Source organism: Streptomyces sp. BBFR2, from assembly GCF_044497305.1.
Taxonomy (GTDB): domain Bacteria; phylum Actinomycetota; class Actinomycetes; order Streptomycetales; family Streptomycetaceae; genus Streptomyces.
Genome location: NZ_CP172415.1, coordinates 1,100,816 through 1,116,596, shown reverse-complemented (window position 1 = coordinate 1,116,596; position 15,781 = coordinate 1,100,816). Strand labels below are relative to the sequence as shown.

Here is a 15,781-nt window from a genome sequence, read left to right as displayed (position 1 = left end):
CGGGCGCCGGGCCCGACCGGAGCAGCCTACCGGTCCCGTTTTCCGGACACACGGCGTATCGCACAGTCGTTCGCGCCGGTCAGTGCCTCGGTCGCCGATCTCCGGCCCGATCGGTGATCTCGGTATCCGGGCTCTCTTGACCTGACCAGTGGCCATAGCTACGTTCTGCTACGCGAAACTTATTATCCATTTCGTGGAATCATCCAGGCTCGCGGGTGGAGCTTTCCGGCCGCTGCGCCGCAGGCGCCGACCCCGCTGTGCCGCGCCTCGTGCCGATGCCCGGCGTCCGGCCCGCCCGTGCGCCGATGGCGGACCCGGTGGCCCCAGGTGCGGCCACCGGAAGGGTCTTGACGGGTCAGGTCCGGGTCGTGAAACTCATTCAACAGTCTGTTGAAGGCCTGGTGAAACGCCCCGCGTGGCCCGGTCGCCCGCGGTGCGGGACCGCCGCGGACCCGTCCCCGTACGGCGGTGACGAGGTCGCGGGAGCACGAGAGACGAGGAGGGGACCGGGTGTCCGAAGTAGAGCTGGTGCTGCGCAGTACGCGCGTCATCACCCCGGAGGGGATGCGCGCCGCGTCCGTCGCCGTCAGCGGCGGGACGATCACGGCGGTCCTGCCGTACGACGCCTCGGTGCCCGAGGGCGCGCGGGCCGAGGACTTCGGCGACGACGTCCTGCTGCCCGGTCTGGTGGACACCCACGTACACGTCAACGACCCCGGGCGCACCGAGTGGGAGGGCTTCTGGACCGCCACCCGCGCGGCCGCCGCGGGCGGTATCACCACGCTCGTGGACATGCCCCTCAACAGCCTCCCGCCCACCACCACCGTCGCTCACCTCGACACCAAGCGTGAGGTCGCCGCCGCCAAGGCCCATATCGACGTCGGCTTCTGGGGCGGCGCGATACCCGGCAACGTCAAGGACCTGCGCCCCCTCCACGACGCCGGGGTCTTCGGCTTCAAGTGCTTCCTGTCGCCCTCCGGCGTGGACGAGTTCCCCGAGCTGGACCAGGAACAACTCGCCCTCGCCCTCGGGGAGATCGCCGGCTTCGGCGGTCTGCTGATCGTGCACGCCGAGGACCCCCGCCACCTGGACGCGGCGCCCGTGCCGAGCGGCCCGAAGTACGCCGACTTCCTCGCCTCGCGCCCCCGCGTCTGCGAGGACGACGCCATCGCCGCCCTCATCGCCCTCGCCCGGCGCCTGGACGCGCGGGTGCACGTCCTGCACCTCTCCTCCTCCGACGCGCTGCCGCTGATCGCCGCCGCCAAGGCCGAGGGCGTACGGATCACCGTCGAGTCCTGCCCGCACTTCCTGACCCTGACCGCCGAGGAGATCCCCGACGGCGCCACGGAGTTCAAGTGCTGCCCGCCGATCCGGGAGGGCGCCAACCAGGACGCGCTGTGGCAGGGCCTGGCCGACGGCACCATCGACTGCGTCGTCTCCGACCACTCGCCGTCCACCGCCGACCTCAAGACCGCCGACTTCGGCGCCGCCTGGGGCGGTATCTCCTCCCTCCAGCTCGGTCTGCCCGCCATCTGGACGGCGGCCCGCGCGCGCGGCCACTCCCTGGAGGACGTCGTCCGCTGGATGGCCACCGCCCCCGCGGACCTGGTCGGCCTCGGGCGGAAGGGCGCCATCGAGCCGGGCCGCGACGCCGACTTCGCGGTCCTCGCCCCGGACGAGACCTTCACCGTCGACCCGGCCGCCCTCCAGCACCGCAACAAGATCACCGCGTACGCCGGCAAGACCCTGTACGGCGTCGTCCGCTCCACCTGGCTGCGCGGCAACAAGATCAACGACGGGGCCACCCTCGCCGCACCCACCGGGGAACTCCTCCTCCGCCCCGAACGCGGCTGACACCCCGCCCCGCACACCGCCCGCCCGGCCACCCGCACACGGTGGCCGGACGGGCGGCGTACGGCCCCGCGGCGCCGCTCAATCCTCCAGCGCGTCCCAGAACATCACCTCGTACGCCTGGAGGAGCCGCCCGTGCCGGTGCGCCTCCAGCGGCCGGGCCTGGCCGGTCTCCAACCCGTGCGCGACCGCCGCCAGCGCCCGCCGGTCCAGCTCCGGTGAGGGCGTGGCGAAGAGGTCGAAGAACCCGCAGGCCGCGTCCGGCAGACCGTAGTGCTCGCGCAGCGCCCGGCCCACCGTCGCGCAGTACGCGCCCCAGACCGCGAAGTTCGCGGTCAGCGCGATCACCACGTCCACCGGCTCCGCCCCGAGCGCCAGCCGCGCCGCGTACGAGGGGTACGCCTGGCAGCCGGGCCGCGGCTGATATCCGTCGAGGGCGGCCGGGGCGATCCCCAGCGCGCCGTTCAGCGCGGCCAGCCGTTCCAGGGCGACGCGTTCGCCGTCCGCGAGGAGTTCGAAGAAGGCGGCGACCGGCGGATCGGCGTCCGCCCGGTGCGTCAGATGCCGGAAGCTGAGCAGGTCGGAGGCGATCACCCGGTGCTGCTCCAGCGCGAACGTCGTGAGCACCGCGCGTGGCGCCCGCCCGGCGGCGATCCGCGCGACCGTCCGGTGCGCACCGGAATCCAGGGCGAGGGCGCGGACGGCGGCGTCGAGAACGGCGTCCGCGGTCGGCCGGGGCGCGGCGTCGGCGGGTCGGACCATGGCGGCATCTCCTCCGGTACGGGCGGTCGCCCGCGGCGCCGCACCGTACGGGGCGCCGAGGGGTGTGCCCCCAGGGTGCGGGCCCGCCACCGGGCGCCCCGCCGACGCGCCGGGGAGCCGGGGGCGGCACCGCCCGCACGGGCCCGCCCGGCGGTCCGGCGCGCTCCCGGGTGGCCCGGCGGGGTCAGCGCGTCTTGGCGATGATCACCAGCAGGCTCATGAACGCCAGCAGCACATGCGTCGCCACGACGTAGATGAACACCCGCACGTACAGCCCGCGCGGCGGCTTGTTCTCGACGTACTTCCGGTCGGGCGCCCCCGGCGGTGTGACGGCGTCGGGGCCGGTGGGCGACCCGGGGGCGGCGGGGGTGGCGTGGTCGGGCACGGCGTTCGTCCTTCCCTCACGAAGCGGTGCGGTGCGCGGCGGCTCCGCGGCACCGATGGCGGCGGGCGGCCTCACAGACCGCGTCGCGGGGTGTCGTCCCCCAGGCACAGCTCGGCGGCGCCGCTCTGCAGCAGGGTGTGGACGAACAGCAGCTCCGCACCGGCCCGGGTGGTCGCGGCGATACGGTGCGGGGTCAGCGAGTCGAAGTGCGCCGCGTCCCCCGGCCCGAGCAGATGCGCCGCCTCGCCGAGCGTCAGCCGTAGCTGCCCGGTGAGGACGTACAACCACTCCTCGCCCGGGTGCACCCGCACCAGATCGCCCTGGGCGCGCTGCGGGACGTGCACCCGCAGCGCCTGCATGGCCCGCCCGGGGCCGCCGACCGTCCAGTACGTCCAGCCACCGGCCTCCGACGGCTCGGTCCGCCCGGCCCGCATGATCGGATCCCGCTCCGGCGCGGTCTCGCCGAGCAGGTCCGATACCGTGGTTCCGTACGTACGGGCCAGCGCCAGCAGCATCGGCAGCGACGGCTGGCGGCGGTTGGTCTCCAGCCGGGACAGGTGCGCGGGCGACAGCCCGACCCGCCGGGCGGCCGTCTCCAGCGTCAGCCCGCTGCGGCGCCGCAGGTCACGCAGGCGGGGCGCGACGGTGGGCAGATCCGCCGCTTCGGCGGGGGCGTCCTGCGGGGTCTCGGTCATGTACCTGGTATAGCCAGCGCTGACCTCCCAGGCAAAAGTTTTGCCAGAGAGGCAAAAGCCGCTCCGGGGCCGCCCGGTTCCGTACGTCCGGGCCCGCCCGGCTCCTTCTCTCCCTTGCGGGTTTCCTCCGCTTCCCGAGGCCGTTCCGTACGGGCGATTCCGTACGGGACGCCGAGCCGCCGGGGGCAGCCGGGGCGCGGCGGCCGATCGGCGATCCGTACGGGGTGGCGCGGGCCGGACGCGGCCCGGTGGAACGGGGTTGAGGTGCGGTGACGGCGCGTCGGGGGCGTGGCGGGCCGTCAGGGGGCGCGGGTGCGGGTGCGTTGCGCCGTCCGGGGGATTCTTGTGAACGGCCGGGAAACTTCCGCTCCTTGGGATTGACAGGGCCATGTCTACGCGCGTCATTCTTGGGTCATGAGAATCCCCCCACGGATCACCAGGATCGGCGCCGCGGGCGCCCTCGCATCGGCCCTTCTGCTCGGCGGCACCGCCGTCGCGGCCACTCCGAGCGCCGCGACGGCGCGTCCGGCGGTCTCCGCGCAGCAGGCGCGGGTGGCGAGCGTCGGCTCGATCTGTCAGTCCAAGCTGCCCGCCGAGGCCCACGACACCCTCGACCTGATCGACAAGGGCGGGCCCTACCCCTACCCGAAGGACGGCACGGTCTTCTCGAACCGCGAGGGGATCCTGCCGAAGCAGAGCTCCGGCTACTACCACGAGTACACCGTCGTCACCCCCGGCTCCCCGGACCGCGGCGCGCGCCGCATCGTGACCGGTGAGAAGCAGCAGGAGGACTACTACACCTCCGACCACTACGCCTCCTTCGACCTCGTCGACTTCGGCTGCTGAACGGGCGCCCGGACCCACCGGGCGCGGACGGCGGCCGGGACGCCCGCGGGCATCCCGGCCGCCGTCGCGTTGTCCGGGGCCCGAAGGCCGGGTCGGTCGCGGTGAGTTGCCGCGCGGGTAACCCTGAAAGATCCCTGGGATGTCGCCCCTTCGGGGACGTACGGTGGTCCCCCGCGGGAGAATTGTCAGTGGCTGCCGGTACCGTTCCGGTCGAATCGAGAAATGACCGGGCATCGACGGTAATGCTCCGACCTGTCGCGGCCTGCCCGCGCGCGGAGACCGCCGTACCGGCCACTGCCGGACGGTCGCGGTCATGCACAGACGAGGAAGGACGGCGAACTGCCGTGTATCGCTGGGAGATCACCCGGGCCGCGCTGGCGCAGCGGGTCTTCGCCATCGTTCGCAGCGCCACGTACGACGAGGCGAGCGCCACCGCCGACACCCTCCTGTCGGCGGGTGTCACCACCCTGGAGATATCCCTGACCACACCGTTCGCGCTGGAGGCCGTCACCACGCTCACCCGTGAGCTGGGGGAGGACGCGGTCATCGGCGCCGGTACGGTCCTCGACGCGGTCTCGGCCCGGATGGCGGTCGACGCCGGCGCCCGGTTCCTGTCCTCGCCGAGCCTGGACGCCGAGGTGATCCGTACGGGCCACCGCTACGGCGTCCCCGTCTTCCCCGGCGTCGCGACCCCGACCGAGATGGTCCACGCCCTGGAGCTGGGCGCCGACGCGCTCAAGGTGTTCCCCGTGGCGGAGCGCCGGCCGTCCTGGCTCGGCGAGATCCGCGCCGCCCTGCCGCAGGCACCGCTGCTCCCGGCGGGCGGGGTGAGCGTCGAGAGCGCCCCCGAGTGGATCGCGGCGGGCGCGGTCGCCGTCGGTCTCGGCCCCGCCCTCTCGGAGGGCGACCGCGACACCGTCACCAAGCGCGCCGCCGCCCTGCTGCCCCGGCTCGCGGAAGCCGCCTCGGGCGCTCCGGTCCCGGAGAGCGCGATGGAGTTCTACGAGTACTGAGCGGCGTGGCGGGGCGCCCGCCGGGCGGTCCTGGTCCGGCGGGCGCCCCGGGTGCCGCGGCCCCCTGGCGGGCGCGTCACGTCCGGACGGCGCACCCCTTCCGCTCCAGCGCCGTCGGCGGAGGGTGCGCGGAGCCGACGGCGTTCCACCGCGGGCCCGGCCTCTCCCGCGCGGGCGGGCGGGGGAGTTCCATGCGGTTTGCCCGGGGCGCTCCCGCCGGTTCGTCCGCCGGGTGACCGGTGCTCAGGCGGCCACCAGGCCCGGCAGTCCGCCCTCCTTCGCGATCCGCTCCAGCTCGTCGAGGGCGGCGAGGGCCCGCCGGGCGGCGTCCGGGTCGCGGTCGGCGAGACCGCTCGCGGCGAACTCGTCCTCGTCCAGGCGCAGCACCAGGGAGCTGTCCGCGGACACCCACAGGTCGAGGTCCAGATCCTCCACCGTCAGCTCCGCCGGGCCCGTGGTCCCCGCGTGGACGGCGGCGGGGCGGGTGATGTCGCAGTACCAGCCCTTGAGCGTGCCGTGGCCGTCGCGTACCTCCTTGACGGCGTACCAGCGGTCGCGCCAGTAGTGCTCGGTGAAGGCGTCGCCGGGCTCGAAGCGGACGAAGCCGAAGTCGTGGACGCCGGGCGCGGCCCATGCGGCCAGGACGGAGAGGCGGGTGCCGTCGTCGGCCGGCAGCCGGGCCGGGTAGCGGATCTTGACCCGTCCGGCCTTCGTCAGCACCACGTCCACCGGCTCCGGCGCCGCATCGCCGCGCTCTCCCTCTCCGCGCACCGCGTCCCCTTCCCTCTGTGTTCCTCTGTGTGTGACCGTCCGGCAGGTGCGGCCCGGTGTGGCCGATCCGGGCCGGGCGCGTCGTGTGCGTTGCCGGAGTGCGGGACGGGCCCCGTTCTGCCCGGGGCCGGCCTTCGTCCGCCGTACGGTCCCCGGCCCTGCCCCGCCTGCCGTCCGCCTCCCGCCCGGCCGTGAGCGCTCATTTTGCGCCTCCTCGGTGCCGATATTGCGGAAAAAGGAATCCCCGTGCGGCCGGCGGCCGGACACGGGGATTTCTCTTTTCCCTCGGAAAACCCTCCAAGTGGGGGTGGTGCACCGTCCGAATTTCCTACTCAGGGAAAAGCGGTCAGCGGTGTTCCTTTTCGCGGGAACCGTATTGAATTTGCAGAAGCAAGTGATGGGGGCGGCTCGTCCGGGAGTCATCGGGACCCCCGGACGAGCCGGGTGCGGGGCTACGCCCCGGTCGCCCCCAACATGCCCGTCTGGACCTGTGTGGTGCCCCGGCGGGTGACGTACAGACCGCGGCCGGTGGTCATCTGGCGCGGCTTCACGCCCGGCAGGAACATGCCCTCCGACGGCGGGCAGGACAGCATCAGCGCCGGGGTGTTGCACTCCAGGAGCTGGCGCAGCAACTGATCGGAGATGCCGCGGGAGGCGCCGTTGGCGCTGCGGGCGACGATCAGGTGCAGGCCCAGCTCGTTGCCCTGCGGCAGGAACTCCAGCAGCGGCGCGAAGGGGCTCGGCCCCATGCCCCCGCCGCCGACCATCTCGAAGTCGTCGACGACGACGAAGAGCTGCGGGCCGGTCCACCAGTCCCGCTTGCTCAGCCGCTCCGGGGCGATGTCCGGCCCCGGCACCCGCTCACGCATCGCGCGGGCCACGCCCTCGACCATCTGCCGCAGCTTGTCGGTGGCCACCGCGTAGCCCAGCCGGTGCGACTCCGGCACCCCGGAGGCCAGCGTGCGGCGGAAGTCCACCAGCATCATCCGGCCCTGGTCGGGCGTGTACCGCTCGGCGACGGCCTTGCAGATCAGCTTGAGCAGGTTGGTCTTGCCGGTCTCCGCGTCGCCGATGACGATGAGGTGCGGATGGGCCTCGAAGTCGTGCCACAGCGGCTCCAGCCGCTGGTCCTCCAGGCCCAGCGGCACCCGCAGATCGCCCTCGGGCTCCGGCAGCGTCGCCGCGTCAAGCTCCAGCGGCAGCATCCGCACGGCCGGCGCCGACGGCCCGTCCCACGCCTCGCGCACGCTGTCGACCAGCGCGGACACGCCCTCGCTGACGGTCGCCGCCTGCGCCTCGCCGTCCAGGCGGGGCAGCGCGGTCAGGAAGTGCAGCCGCTCCTGCGTCATACCGCGGCCGGGGATCTTCGGGACGGTGTCCGCCGCCCGCATGTTGATCACCGAGTCGACCGGATCGCCGAGCCGCAGCTCGAAACGGGTGCCGAGCTGGTCGCGCAGCCCGCTGCTGATCTCGCCCCAGCGGGTCGACGCGATGATCAGGTGCACGCCGAAGCTCAGCCCGCGCGAGGAGATGAGGTTGAACGTCGGCACCAGGTCCATGAAGTCCTGCCGGATCGTGCTCCAGCCGTCCACGACCAGGAACACGTCGCCGAACTTCTCGTCGGCCAGCTCCCCGGCCGCCCGGCGGCGCCGGAAGTCCTCCATCGACTCGATGCCCAGCTCCGCGAACTGCCGCTCACGGCGCGCGATCACGCCGGTGACCTCGGCCATCGTGCGCACCACGCGCTCGGGGTCGAGCCGGCCCGTCACCCCGCCGACGTGCGGCAGCCGGGAGAGGCCCGACAGCGAACCGCCACCGAAGTCCAGGCAGTAGAACTGCACCTCACGCGGGGTGTGGGTGAGCGCCAGCGAGGTGATCAGCGTACGGACCAGGTTGCTCTTGCCGCTCTGCGGACCACCGGCGATGCCGACGTGGCCACCGGAGCCCGACAGGTCCGCCAGCAGCGGATCGCGCCGCTGGTCGAACGGCCGGTCCACCACGCCGACCGGCACCGAGAGCCGCGGACCGGACTGCTCGACGGGTGCCAGACCGCGGCCCGGGACCGCCGCCAGCGGCGGCAGCAGCAGATCCAGCGTGGGCGGCGCCTGAAGCGGCGGCAGCCACACCTGGTGCGCCGGGCGTGAGGGGTGCTCCCGCAGCCGGTCGGCGGCGATGTCCAGCAGGCTCGGCGCGTTCTCGTCCAGCTCCTCCGGCAGCGGCTCGGGCGCCGCCTGGGGCAACTGCCGCTGCGCCACCCATGTCGTACCGAACGGCACCACCTGACCGGCGATCACCGCCTGCTGCACGGCGCGCCGCGCGGCCCGGTAGGGGCCCGAGACGTACGCCGCCTTGAAGCGGGTGAGCGTGCCCACGTCGTTCTTCAGCAGACCGCTGCCCGGCTGCGACGGCAGGTTGTACGCGTCCGGTACGCCCAGCACGCCCCGGCTCTCCATCGCGGAGAACGTCCGCAGACCGATCCGGTACGACAGATGCGACTCCAACTGGTGCATCCGGCCCTCGTCGAGGCGCTGCGAGGCGAGCAGCAGATGCACGCCGAGGCTGCGCCCGAGCCGCCCGATCATCACGAACAGCTCCATGAAGTCGCGGTGCGCGGCGAGCAGTTCGCTGAACTCGTCGACCACCACGAACAGCGTCGGCAGCGGTTCGAGCGCCGCGCCGCCCTCCCGGGCCCGCTCGTACTCCAGCGCCGACGAGTAGTTGCCGGCCTTCCGCAGCAGCTCCTGGCGGCGGATCATCTCGCCGTGCAGGGCGTCCTTCATGCGCTCGACCAGCGCCGTCTCGTCCGCCAGGTTGGTGATCACGGCGGAGGTGTGCGGTAGCTGGTCCAGGCCGAGGAAGGTCGCGCCGCCCTTGAAGTCCACCAGGACGAAGTTGAGCGTCTCGGAGGAGTGGGTCAGCGCCAGCGCCAGCACCAGCGTGCGCAGCAGCTCCGACTTACCGGAACCGGTCGCACCGATCAGCATGCCGTGCGGGCCCATACCGCCCTGCGCCGACTCCTTGATGTCCAGCTCCACCGGCGATCCGTCCGCCGACAGGCCGATCGGCACCCGCAGCCGCTCCGCGCGCGACCGCGTCATCAGCCGGTCCAGCGGCGCCTTGTGCAGATCGGCGATGCCCAGCAGCCCCGCCAGGTCCATGTCCTGCTCCAGCGGCGCGTCCGACTGCGCGGCGACGCCCGGCCGGTACGACGCGACGGTGGCGGCCAGCGCGCGGACGGCGGCGGAGCCCATCGTCTCCGGGCGCCCCACCGCCGACTCGGTCTCCTTGCCGTTGCGGTCGGTGCCCAGCATCCGCAGCTCACCGTCGACGATCCGCAGCCGCAGCGCGTGCCGGGACGGCTTCTGCCCCAGCGCCCCGCGGACGTCCAGGACCACCGCGTTGCTGTAGCCGGGGCCGGCGACCCGGGCGCCCTGCGGCACGTTCGAGCTGTCCAGCACGATCACGGTGTACGGCTCGTCCCGGCTGGGCTCGTTGTCCGGGGCGAACTTCGGCCGCTGCGCGAACTCCTCACCCAGCAGCCCCTCCAGCTCGGAGACGGTGTCGGTCACCAGCCGGGCGGCGCCCGCGCCGTCGCTCTCCACCGAGTGCTGCGCGTGCGGCAGCCACTTCACCCACTCCCACGCCGTCCGCGACTCACCGTCCGCGACGACGACGATGTCCAGGTCACGCGGGGCGTGGAAGACCGCGAGCTGGGCCAGCATCCCCCGCACCGTGCCCCGCGCGATCTCCTCGTCACCGTCGAAGACGATCCGGGAGTACGTCCGCAGCCGGACGGCCACGGGCTGGTCGGCCACCGTGCCGTACGCGCGGATGAACCGCCGCAGCGCATGGGCGCAGAGCGGTTCCAGGTCCTCGACCGGCTTGGTGGACAGCGGCGACAGCTTCGTCGCGAGCTGGCGGGAGCCGCGGGCGATCCGCACCTCGCCGAAGTCCTCGTGGGTCAGCCGGCGCTCCCACAGCCGGCTGGTGCGGGCCAGCGACCACAGGGCGGGCGGCTCGGGGTGCTGCCAGGCCAGCGCCTGCCGCTGCTGGTTGATGACCTTCCGCACCCGGCGCCGGCTGGTCGCCAGGTACCGCAGGTAGTCGCGGCGCTCCCCGCGCAGCTTCCGCTTGCGGTCCTGGGAGCTGCGCATGAACTGGGTGGCCAGCATGCCGATCGCGGACAGCGCCATCATGCCCATCGCGACATAGCTGAGCGCCCCGCCGGACCCCGGCCGCAGGAAGATCAGCATCATGCCCATCGAGCTGAGCGCCATGGGCAGATACGTGATCACGCCCGAGAGCCCGCCCTGCGCCTCCGGCAGCGTCGGCGGCTCCTGGAGGCTCAGCTCCCCGTCGGGTAGCTGTGGCCCGGGACGGCGTGGTGGTCGGCGGAATGTGACGGTGCTCAAGACGGACCTTCCTTCGGGCGGCCGGACCCTGCTGCACCGGCCCCGGAGCGCGGACGCACCCGGAGGGGCCAGGGGGAGGGGCGAGAGTTATTTGCAGAAGCGGGGCAGCAAAGACGAGTGGGGGTGCAGAGGTGAGGAGCCGGGTTCAAACGCTGCTGTGCATACATCCTCAACTGTCGGGAGTACGCTCCGTACCGAAATGCTGATGGGCGGTCACGATAGTGTTCCCCGCATTCCACGTCGACCCGGACGTATTTCCCGGACAAGGAGAGCGAACCGCAGTGAAGGACACCTCGTCGGCCCCCGCCGGCCCGCTGCCGTCCGACGCCCCGGCGTCGCCGGTGGCGCGGTGCGTGGCGCCGGTGCGGTGGGCGGTGCGCCCCGTCGCCGCGGTGCCGTCTGCCCGTGGCGTACGGGCGGTCGCGCGCGCCGCGCGTCCGGCGCCCGGCCCGGGAGGCGTGCCGGAAAGCCCGGGAGGCGTGCCGGAAAAGCGTGGAACGTCAACCATTGGTATGACTACGTGTCCGGTGCCCGCGCCTACCCTGGTCGCGGTCGCGCCTTCGGCGCCGTCATCCACGACGGAGGAGGTGCCGTATCGGGCACCGCACGCACCGCGCCGGGACGACATGGCCTCGTCGCCGCCCGGCGTGTATGACGCCCGCCCCGCTCCCCGTACGCGCGCGCGACGGACGCGGCCCCGGCCGCATCCGCCCGTGACCAGTAGCTGAAAACCCTCTCGAAAGGACGGCGCACCATGTCCGGTGCCATTTCAAAGAAGGATCAGGATCTCCAGAACGCGATGGTGATTCTGGAAGGTCAGATGGAGAAGATGCGCACCTCCGGGCAGAAGGTGAACGACATCGTCACCACCGGTGTGGCGGCCAACTTCCAGTCGGTGGCCAGCACGCAGTTCCAGCAGAAGATGCAGGAGTGGATCGAGGCCTACAACCAGGTCTCGCAGAAGGTGAACAACCTCCACGCCAACCTTCAGCAGGCCAACCAGGTGCTGGACTCCGGTGCGGACGAGGCGCAGCAGCACGCGGCCGGCTGGGGCGGCGACCTGGACAACATCCAGGGCGTCCTCGGCGGCAAGGGCTGATTCACGGGAATTCCCCGCGATGGGCGCCCTTGCCGACCGCGGGGCGTCAAAATTCCCTCCCACATTCTTCTTCTCACTCAAGGAGCCGACATGGCTGACACTCATCTCCTGGTCGACCGGGCGCGTCAGGACGCCATGGAGCTGACCCAGGCGAACACCGAGATGAAGGCGGCGCTGGACGACATGATCAACCAGCTCAACCCCATCAAGCAGAGCTTCGAGGGCGCCACCTCCACCGCCTGGCAGGAGGTCCAGAACGCCGTCCAGGCCGCCGAGGCGGAAATGCACACCGCCCACCAGCAGGGCACGACGGCACTGGAGAACATGATCCAGGCGATCATCGACGCCGACAACAAGGGCAGCAACATCTTCTGACGGCCCGCGTCGAGAGAAAGGTGTCCACCCCGTGACTGAACACGAGGGCGGTTCCGGTACCGGTAACGTCAAGATCACCGAGGGGTACCTGGAGGAATTCGCCAAGCAGAAGATCAACGAATTCCTCGACGACTTCCGGAACAACGACGACTACCGGAATCTGGGTGCGTTCGCCGGCGGTTCGATGGGCCCCGGCGGTTACGCCAAACTCCTCTCCGGAAGCAAGGATTTCCCGGCCGGGCAGGCTCTTCAGGTGCGGTACGAGATGTTCTGCAAGAGCCTCAAGCAGCAGCTCGACGCCTTCGCCAAGACGATGGGAAATCTGTCGACCGACCTGATGACCGTCAATCAGGTTCTCGACGACGGCGAGAAGGAAACCGAGCTGACGGCCGCCCAGATGATGGAGAACCTCCAGGACATCCTGGGCGGTCTGGGCGGTGGCGGCGGCAGCTACACGTCGCCGCCGAGCGCGTCCTGAGTACGACAGGCTGACAGGAGATACCGAGGCATGGGCACGGACTGGACGTGGGGGCAAGCCCTCAAAGCCTTCGCCGGCACCGGGAAGAAGGTGACGGACAGTTCGGAGATCGGTACGGACGGCGGGCCGTCGTGGTTCGTCGCGAGTATGAGCGACGGCGGGGTGTCGTCGGACGCGAGCCAGAGCTTCGATCCGCACTACGACGTCTGGTGGTCGTTCAACTACACGTTGCCGAACGCGCGGAACGAGGCTCTCGGCGGCTCGAACCGTGCCTATGTCCTCGGCGTCAACATGGACTGGGCCATGCTGAACAGCTCCGACGGCCCGCTGTACCGCTTCTTCCACCAGGCCGACGAAATCCTGTCGCCGCTGTCGGGCACCCTCAAGGGCAACGAATTCGTCAGCCTCGGCAGTTTCGACACCGCCTCCAACACCGCCCGGTGGCTGGAGGGGCGTATCCAGAAGGCCAGTGAGCTCATCGAGAGCTGGGCCAAGACCATCGACGACGAGGACTCCAACTGGCAGGGCAGCTCCGCCGGGGTCTTCCGGGCGGTGCTGGAGGGCCACGCCAAAGAGCTCGAACGGCTGCGCATGGAGATGATCAACCCCCGGGACTTCACCGGGGACATCGACCAGGCACGCGTCCAGCTCCACAACACCCTGGTCGGACTCCAGGAAGCGTTCCGCAACTGGTACAACGACCGGCTGGCCGCGCCGGTCAACGCGACCCACGACGCGCTCCAGGAAGCGATGCAGGGGGTGCACATCGAGTTCGATGGCCAGACCCCCAAAGTCACCGGTTCGAAGTTCGGCGACCCGGCGACCCAGGCGTTCTGGGACAAGGTGCAGTCGCGCGCCAAGGAGATGTGGCTGACCAACGTCCGCACCAAGCTCGATGAGCCGGCGAAGACACATATGCAGTCGCTGGAGAGCAGCTACAACACGGCGACCTCGGCCATTCCCGAGGCGCTCAGCCCGTTGCGGCTGAGGATGCCGCACTCGCCGAACCCCCTGGGGAACAACAAGACGGGCGGGGGCACCAACCAGGACCTGGCGTCGCTGCTGAACCAGAACAAGAGCGGCGGCGGCAACGCGCTGCAGGACCTCAACAAGCAGTTCAACGCCAAGACCGGCGGCGGGACCGAAGGCGGGGGCGGCGAGGGCGTCGGCGGCACCGGCGGCACCGGGGGCAGCGCCAACCCGCCGTCGATCGACGATGTGAAGAAGCAGTTCGCCCAGCAGAACGGCGGCGGCACCGGTGGCCTCGACGGAAAGGGCGTCGACCAGCACGGCAACCAGCCGCCCGGTGGCATGGTGCCTCCGCCCATGCCGAAGGTCGGCAGCTTCTCGTCCGGCATCTCCGACAAGAACGGCGGCAAGGACGGGCCCGGCGGTCCCGGTTCGGGGCTTCCCCACTCCCAGCTCGTCGGCCCCGACGGCAAGCCGCTCAAGGACAAGAACGGCAAGGCGCTCAGCGTTCCGTACGGTTCCAAGATCAACTCGAATGGGACCGTCACCCGGCCCGACGGCAAGTTCGCCACCGACAGCACCGGCCACAAGATCTCGGGTGTGCCGTCCGGCGCCAAGCTCACCTCGCCCGCCGGAATGGGCAACGGCAACGGCTACGGGACCGGCAACACCGTGGGCAACCACGAGTTCAACCCCAACAAGAAGCTCGCCGAGTACCTCCAGAAGCCGCCGGGCTCCAACGGCCCCCCGCCCCCGCCGAGCAGCCTCAAGACCTTCAGCCCCGGTCTGGGCGGTGGCGGCGGTCTGGGTGGCGGCGGTGGCCTGGGCGGTGGCGTCGGCGAAGGCGCGTTCGGCAAGAACCTCGCCCGGGTCGGCAGCGGCGGCGATCTCCTGCGCACCAACACCGGTATGAGCAACACCTCGCTGCGCAACGGCGGTTCCGTCCCGCCCGGCGAGGAAATTCCGCCCGGTACCAGGAGCCCCGGCGGCGGGCGTGTCCTGGGCGAGGCCACCGCGGGCGGGCGGAGCACCTCGTCGGGCTCCCCGATGGTGCCGCCCATGGGCGGCGGCGGTGGCGGCGGGGCCCCTGGGCAGCAGGAGCAGCACAGCAACATCTTGATCGACGAGGACGAGGAGGTGTGGGGCACCGATGAGGGCACCACACCCGGCGTGATCGGCGGATGACGGCGGTGCCGCAGGGCAGCGCGGAAACAACAGCAGTGACGTACGGGAACGAGGTCGGACGATGAGCAGCGGTTATCAGGAACAGCTCAACGACATCATGGGGCGGCTCGCCGATCACCGCAGCAAGCTCCAGGAGACACAGGAGCGACTGGCCCAGCAGACGGTGAAGGTCACCTCCAAGGACCGCTCCATCACCGTGATCATGGGCACGCAGTCCGACGTCCGGGAGATCAAGTTCCAGGGCGAGGCGTACCGCTCGATGGCCCCCGCCGAACTGGGCCGGACCCTGGTGCAGCTCCTGGAGAAGGCCCGCCTGGAGGTGCACGAGACGGTGACCCGGGCCGTGTCGCCGATGATGGGCTTCAGCGAGGAGGTCCGCGAATCCATGCTCGGCGGCACCGACCAGCTACGGATGATGCGCGAGGTCCGGCAGAAGATGGGACTGAAGGACGGTATGCCGGACGGTCCGCGTACCTACCGCGACGACGAGGACGAGACCGATGGCTGAGGAAATCAAGACCGCCGAGGACCTCAAGCGTCTCTTCGGCAACTACCACGGGATCGCGGACCTCGTCGACAAGGTCTCCCACGAGATCGACCACATCAACCAGTTGAACCTGACGGCCGGCGGCCAGAACGACGACACCGCCAAGGCGTACAAGAAGGTCGCCGGGGTGGGCACCCAGGTGCTCACCGACCTCGCGAAGACGCTCCGGGACATGACCGCCTCCACCGGCGAGGGCGGCCAGGACGCCATGAAGATCTTCGACGCGGCGAAGGCGGACGCGGAACACTTCGCCACCTCCTGGGACAAGATGGTCGATGAGGCCAAGAAGGCACAGAAGGGGGAGCACAAGGGGGACCACAAGGGGTAGCCGCCCCGCCCCAGCTCCTCCGTATCCACGGCACCCACGGTGCGGCGGCCGGCCTCGGAAGAGGA

The 15,781-nt window shown here is 71.4% G+C and carries 14 protein-coding genes; 9 read left to right on the top strand and 5 right to left on the bottom strand.

Annotated elements, in window-relative coordinates:
- Window positions 1-510 precede the first annotated feature (510 nt).
- Complete coding sequence (allB, locus tag ACGH2B_RS03675; RefSeq protein ID WP_399083985.1) at window positions 511-1,854, top strand: allantoinase AllB; 1,344 nt, start codon at window positions 511-513, stop codon at window positions 1,852-1,854.
- A gap of 78 nt (window positions 1,855-1,932) precedes the next feature.
- Here allB and ACGH2B_RS03670 read toward each other — a convergent pair whose 3' ends face one another.
- The 3 genes from ACGH2B_RS03670 to ACGH2B_RS03660 form a co-directional block, all read right to left on the bottom strand.
- Window positions 1,933-2,613 (bottom strand): transcriptional regulator, encoded by a 681-nt coding sequence (locus ACGH2B_RS03670; RefSeq protein WP_399083982.1) that lies wholly within the window; start codon window positions 2,611-2,613, stop codon window positions 1,933-1,935.
- 184 nt (window positions 2,614-2,797) lie between these two features.
- A complete protein-coding gene (locus tag ACGH2B_RS03665; protein ID WP_399083979.1) occupies window positions 2,798-2,998 on the bottom strand; it encodes a DUF6126 family protein in 201 nt (66 codons plus the stop codon).
- Window positions 2,999-3,069: 71 nt separating this feature from the next.
- Window positions 3,070-3,693: a helix-turn-helix domain-containing protein gene (locus tag ACGH2B_RS03660; protein WP_399083977.1), complete on the bottom strand. Its 624-nt coding sequence runs from the start codon at window positions 3,691-3,693 to the stop codon at window positions 3,070-3,072.
- 414 nt (window positions 3,694-4,107) lie between these two features.
- Here ACGH2B_RS03660 and ACGH2B_RS03655 point away from each other — a divergent pair, with 414 nt between their 5' ends.
- Window positions 4,108-4,539: a ribonuclease domain-containing protein gene (locus tag ACGH2B_RS03655; RefSeq protein WP_399083975.1), complete on the top strand. Its 432-nt coding sequence runs from the start codon at window positions 4,108-4,110 to the stop codon at window positions 4,537-4,539.
- A 344-nt stretch (window positions 4,540-4,883) separates the two neighbouring features.
- Window positions 4,884-5,552: a bifunctional 4-hydroxy-2-oxoglutarate aldolase/2-dehydro-3-deoxy-phosphogluconate aldolase gene (locus ACGH2B_RS03650; RefSeq protein ID WP_399083972.1), complete on the top strand. Its 669-nt coding sequence runs from the start codon at window positions 4,884-4,886 to the stop codon at window positions 5,550-5,552.
- Window positions 5,553-5,795: 243 nt separating this feature from the next.
- Here ACGH2B_RS03650 and ACGH2B_RS03645 read toward each other — a convergent pair whose 3' ends face one another.
- Together ACGH2B_RS03645 and eccCa are read right to left on the bottom strand one after the other, a co-directional pair.
- Entirely contained in the window at window positions 5,796-6,323 is a 528-nt protein-coding gene (locus ACGH2B_RS03645) for a DUF402 domain-containing protein (RefSeq protein ID WP_399083969.1), read from the bottom strand.
- Between the two features lie 452 nt (window positions 6,324-6,775).
- On the bottom strand, window positions 6,776-10,735 hold the full coding sequence (eccCa, locus tag ACGH2B_RS03640) for a type VII secretion protein EccCa (RefSeq protein WP_399083966.1): 3,960 nt from the start codon (window positions 10,733-10,735) through the stop codon (window positions 6,776-6,778).
- 754 nt (window positions 10,736-11,489) lie between these two features.
- Between eccCa and ACGH2B_RS03635 the strand changes: the two genes are divergently transcribed.
- The 6 genes from ACGH2B_RS03635 (at window position 11,490) to ACGH2B_RS03610 (ending at window position 15,716) form a co-directional block, all read left to right on the top strand.
- Entirely contained in the window at window positions 11,490-11,834 is a 345-nt protein-coding gene (locus tag ACGH2B_RS03635) for a hypothetical protein (protein WP_399083963.1), read from the top strand.
- 90 nt (window positions 11,835-11,924) lie between these two features.
- Entirely contained in the window at window positions 11,925-12,209 is a 285-nt protein-coding gene (locus ACGH2B_RS03630) for a hypothetical protein (protein ID WP_399083960.1), read from the top strand.
- 31 nt (window positions 12,210-12,240) lie between these two features.
- Window positions 12,241-12,687: a hypothetical protein gene (locus ACGH2B_RS03625; RefSeq protein WP_399083957.1), complete on the top strand. Its 447-nt coding sequence runs from the start codon at window positions 12,241-12,243 to the stop codon at window positions 12,685-12,687.
- 30 nt (window positions 12,688-12,717) lie between these two features.
- Complete coding sequence (locus tag ACGH2B_RS03620) at window positions 12,718-14,841, top strand: hypothetical protein (RefSeq protein ID WP_399083954.1); 2,124 nt, start codon at window positions 12,718-12,720, stop codon at window positions 14,839-14,841.
- 61 nt (window positions 14,842-14,902) lie between these two features.
- Complete coding sequence (locus ACGH2B_RS03615; RefSeq protein WP_399083951.1) at window positions 14,903-15,349, top strand: YbaB/EbfC family nucleoid-associated protein; 447 nt, start codon at window positions 14,903-14,905, stop codon at window positions 15,347-15,349.
- Window positions 15,342-15,716, top strand: coding sequence for a hypothetical protein (locus tag ACGH2B_RS03610; RefSeq protein WP_399083948.1), 375 nt, complete (start codon window positions 15,342-15,344; stop codon window positions 15,714-15,716). Before ACGH2B_RS03615 ends, ACGH2B_RS03610 begins: the two co-directional genes overlap by 8 nt.
- The last annotated feature ends 65 nt before the right edge of the window (window positions 15,717-15,781 follow it).

Coding starts and splice junctions, on each gene's coding strand:
- ACGH2B_RS03655 (WP_399083975.1), top strand. CDS start 4,108: ATGAGAATCCCCCCACGGATCACCAGGATCGGCGCCGCGGGCGCCCTC.
- ACGH2B_RS03670 (WP_399083982.1), bottom strand. CDS start 2,613: ATGGTCCGACCCGCCGACGCCGCGCCCCGGCCGACCGCGGACGCCGTT.
- ACGH2B_RS03660 (WP_399083977.1), bottom strand. CDS start 3,693: ATGACCGAGACCCCGCAGGACGCCCCCGCCGAAGCGGCGGATCTGCCC.
- ACGH2B_RS03615 (WP_399083951.1), top strand. CDS start 14,903: ATGAGCAGCGGTTATCAGGAACAGCTCAACGACATCATGGGGCGGCTC.
- ACGH2B_RS03630 (WP_399083960.1), top strand. CDS start 11,925: ATGGCTGACACTCATCTCCTGGTCGACCGGGCGCGTCAGGACGCCATG.
- ACGH2B_RS03620 (WP_399083954.1), top strand. CDS start 12,718: ATGGGCACGGACTGGACGTGGGGGCAAGCCCTCAAAGCCTTCGCCGGC.
- ACGH2B_RS03610 (WP_399083948.1), top strand. CDS start 15,342: ATGGCTGAGGAAATCAAGACCGCCGAGGACCTCAAGCGTCTCTTCGGC.
- ACGH2B_RS03635 (WP_399083963.1), top strand. CDS start 11,490: ATGTCCGGTGCCATTTCAAAGAAGGATCAGGATCTCCAGAACGCGATG.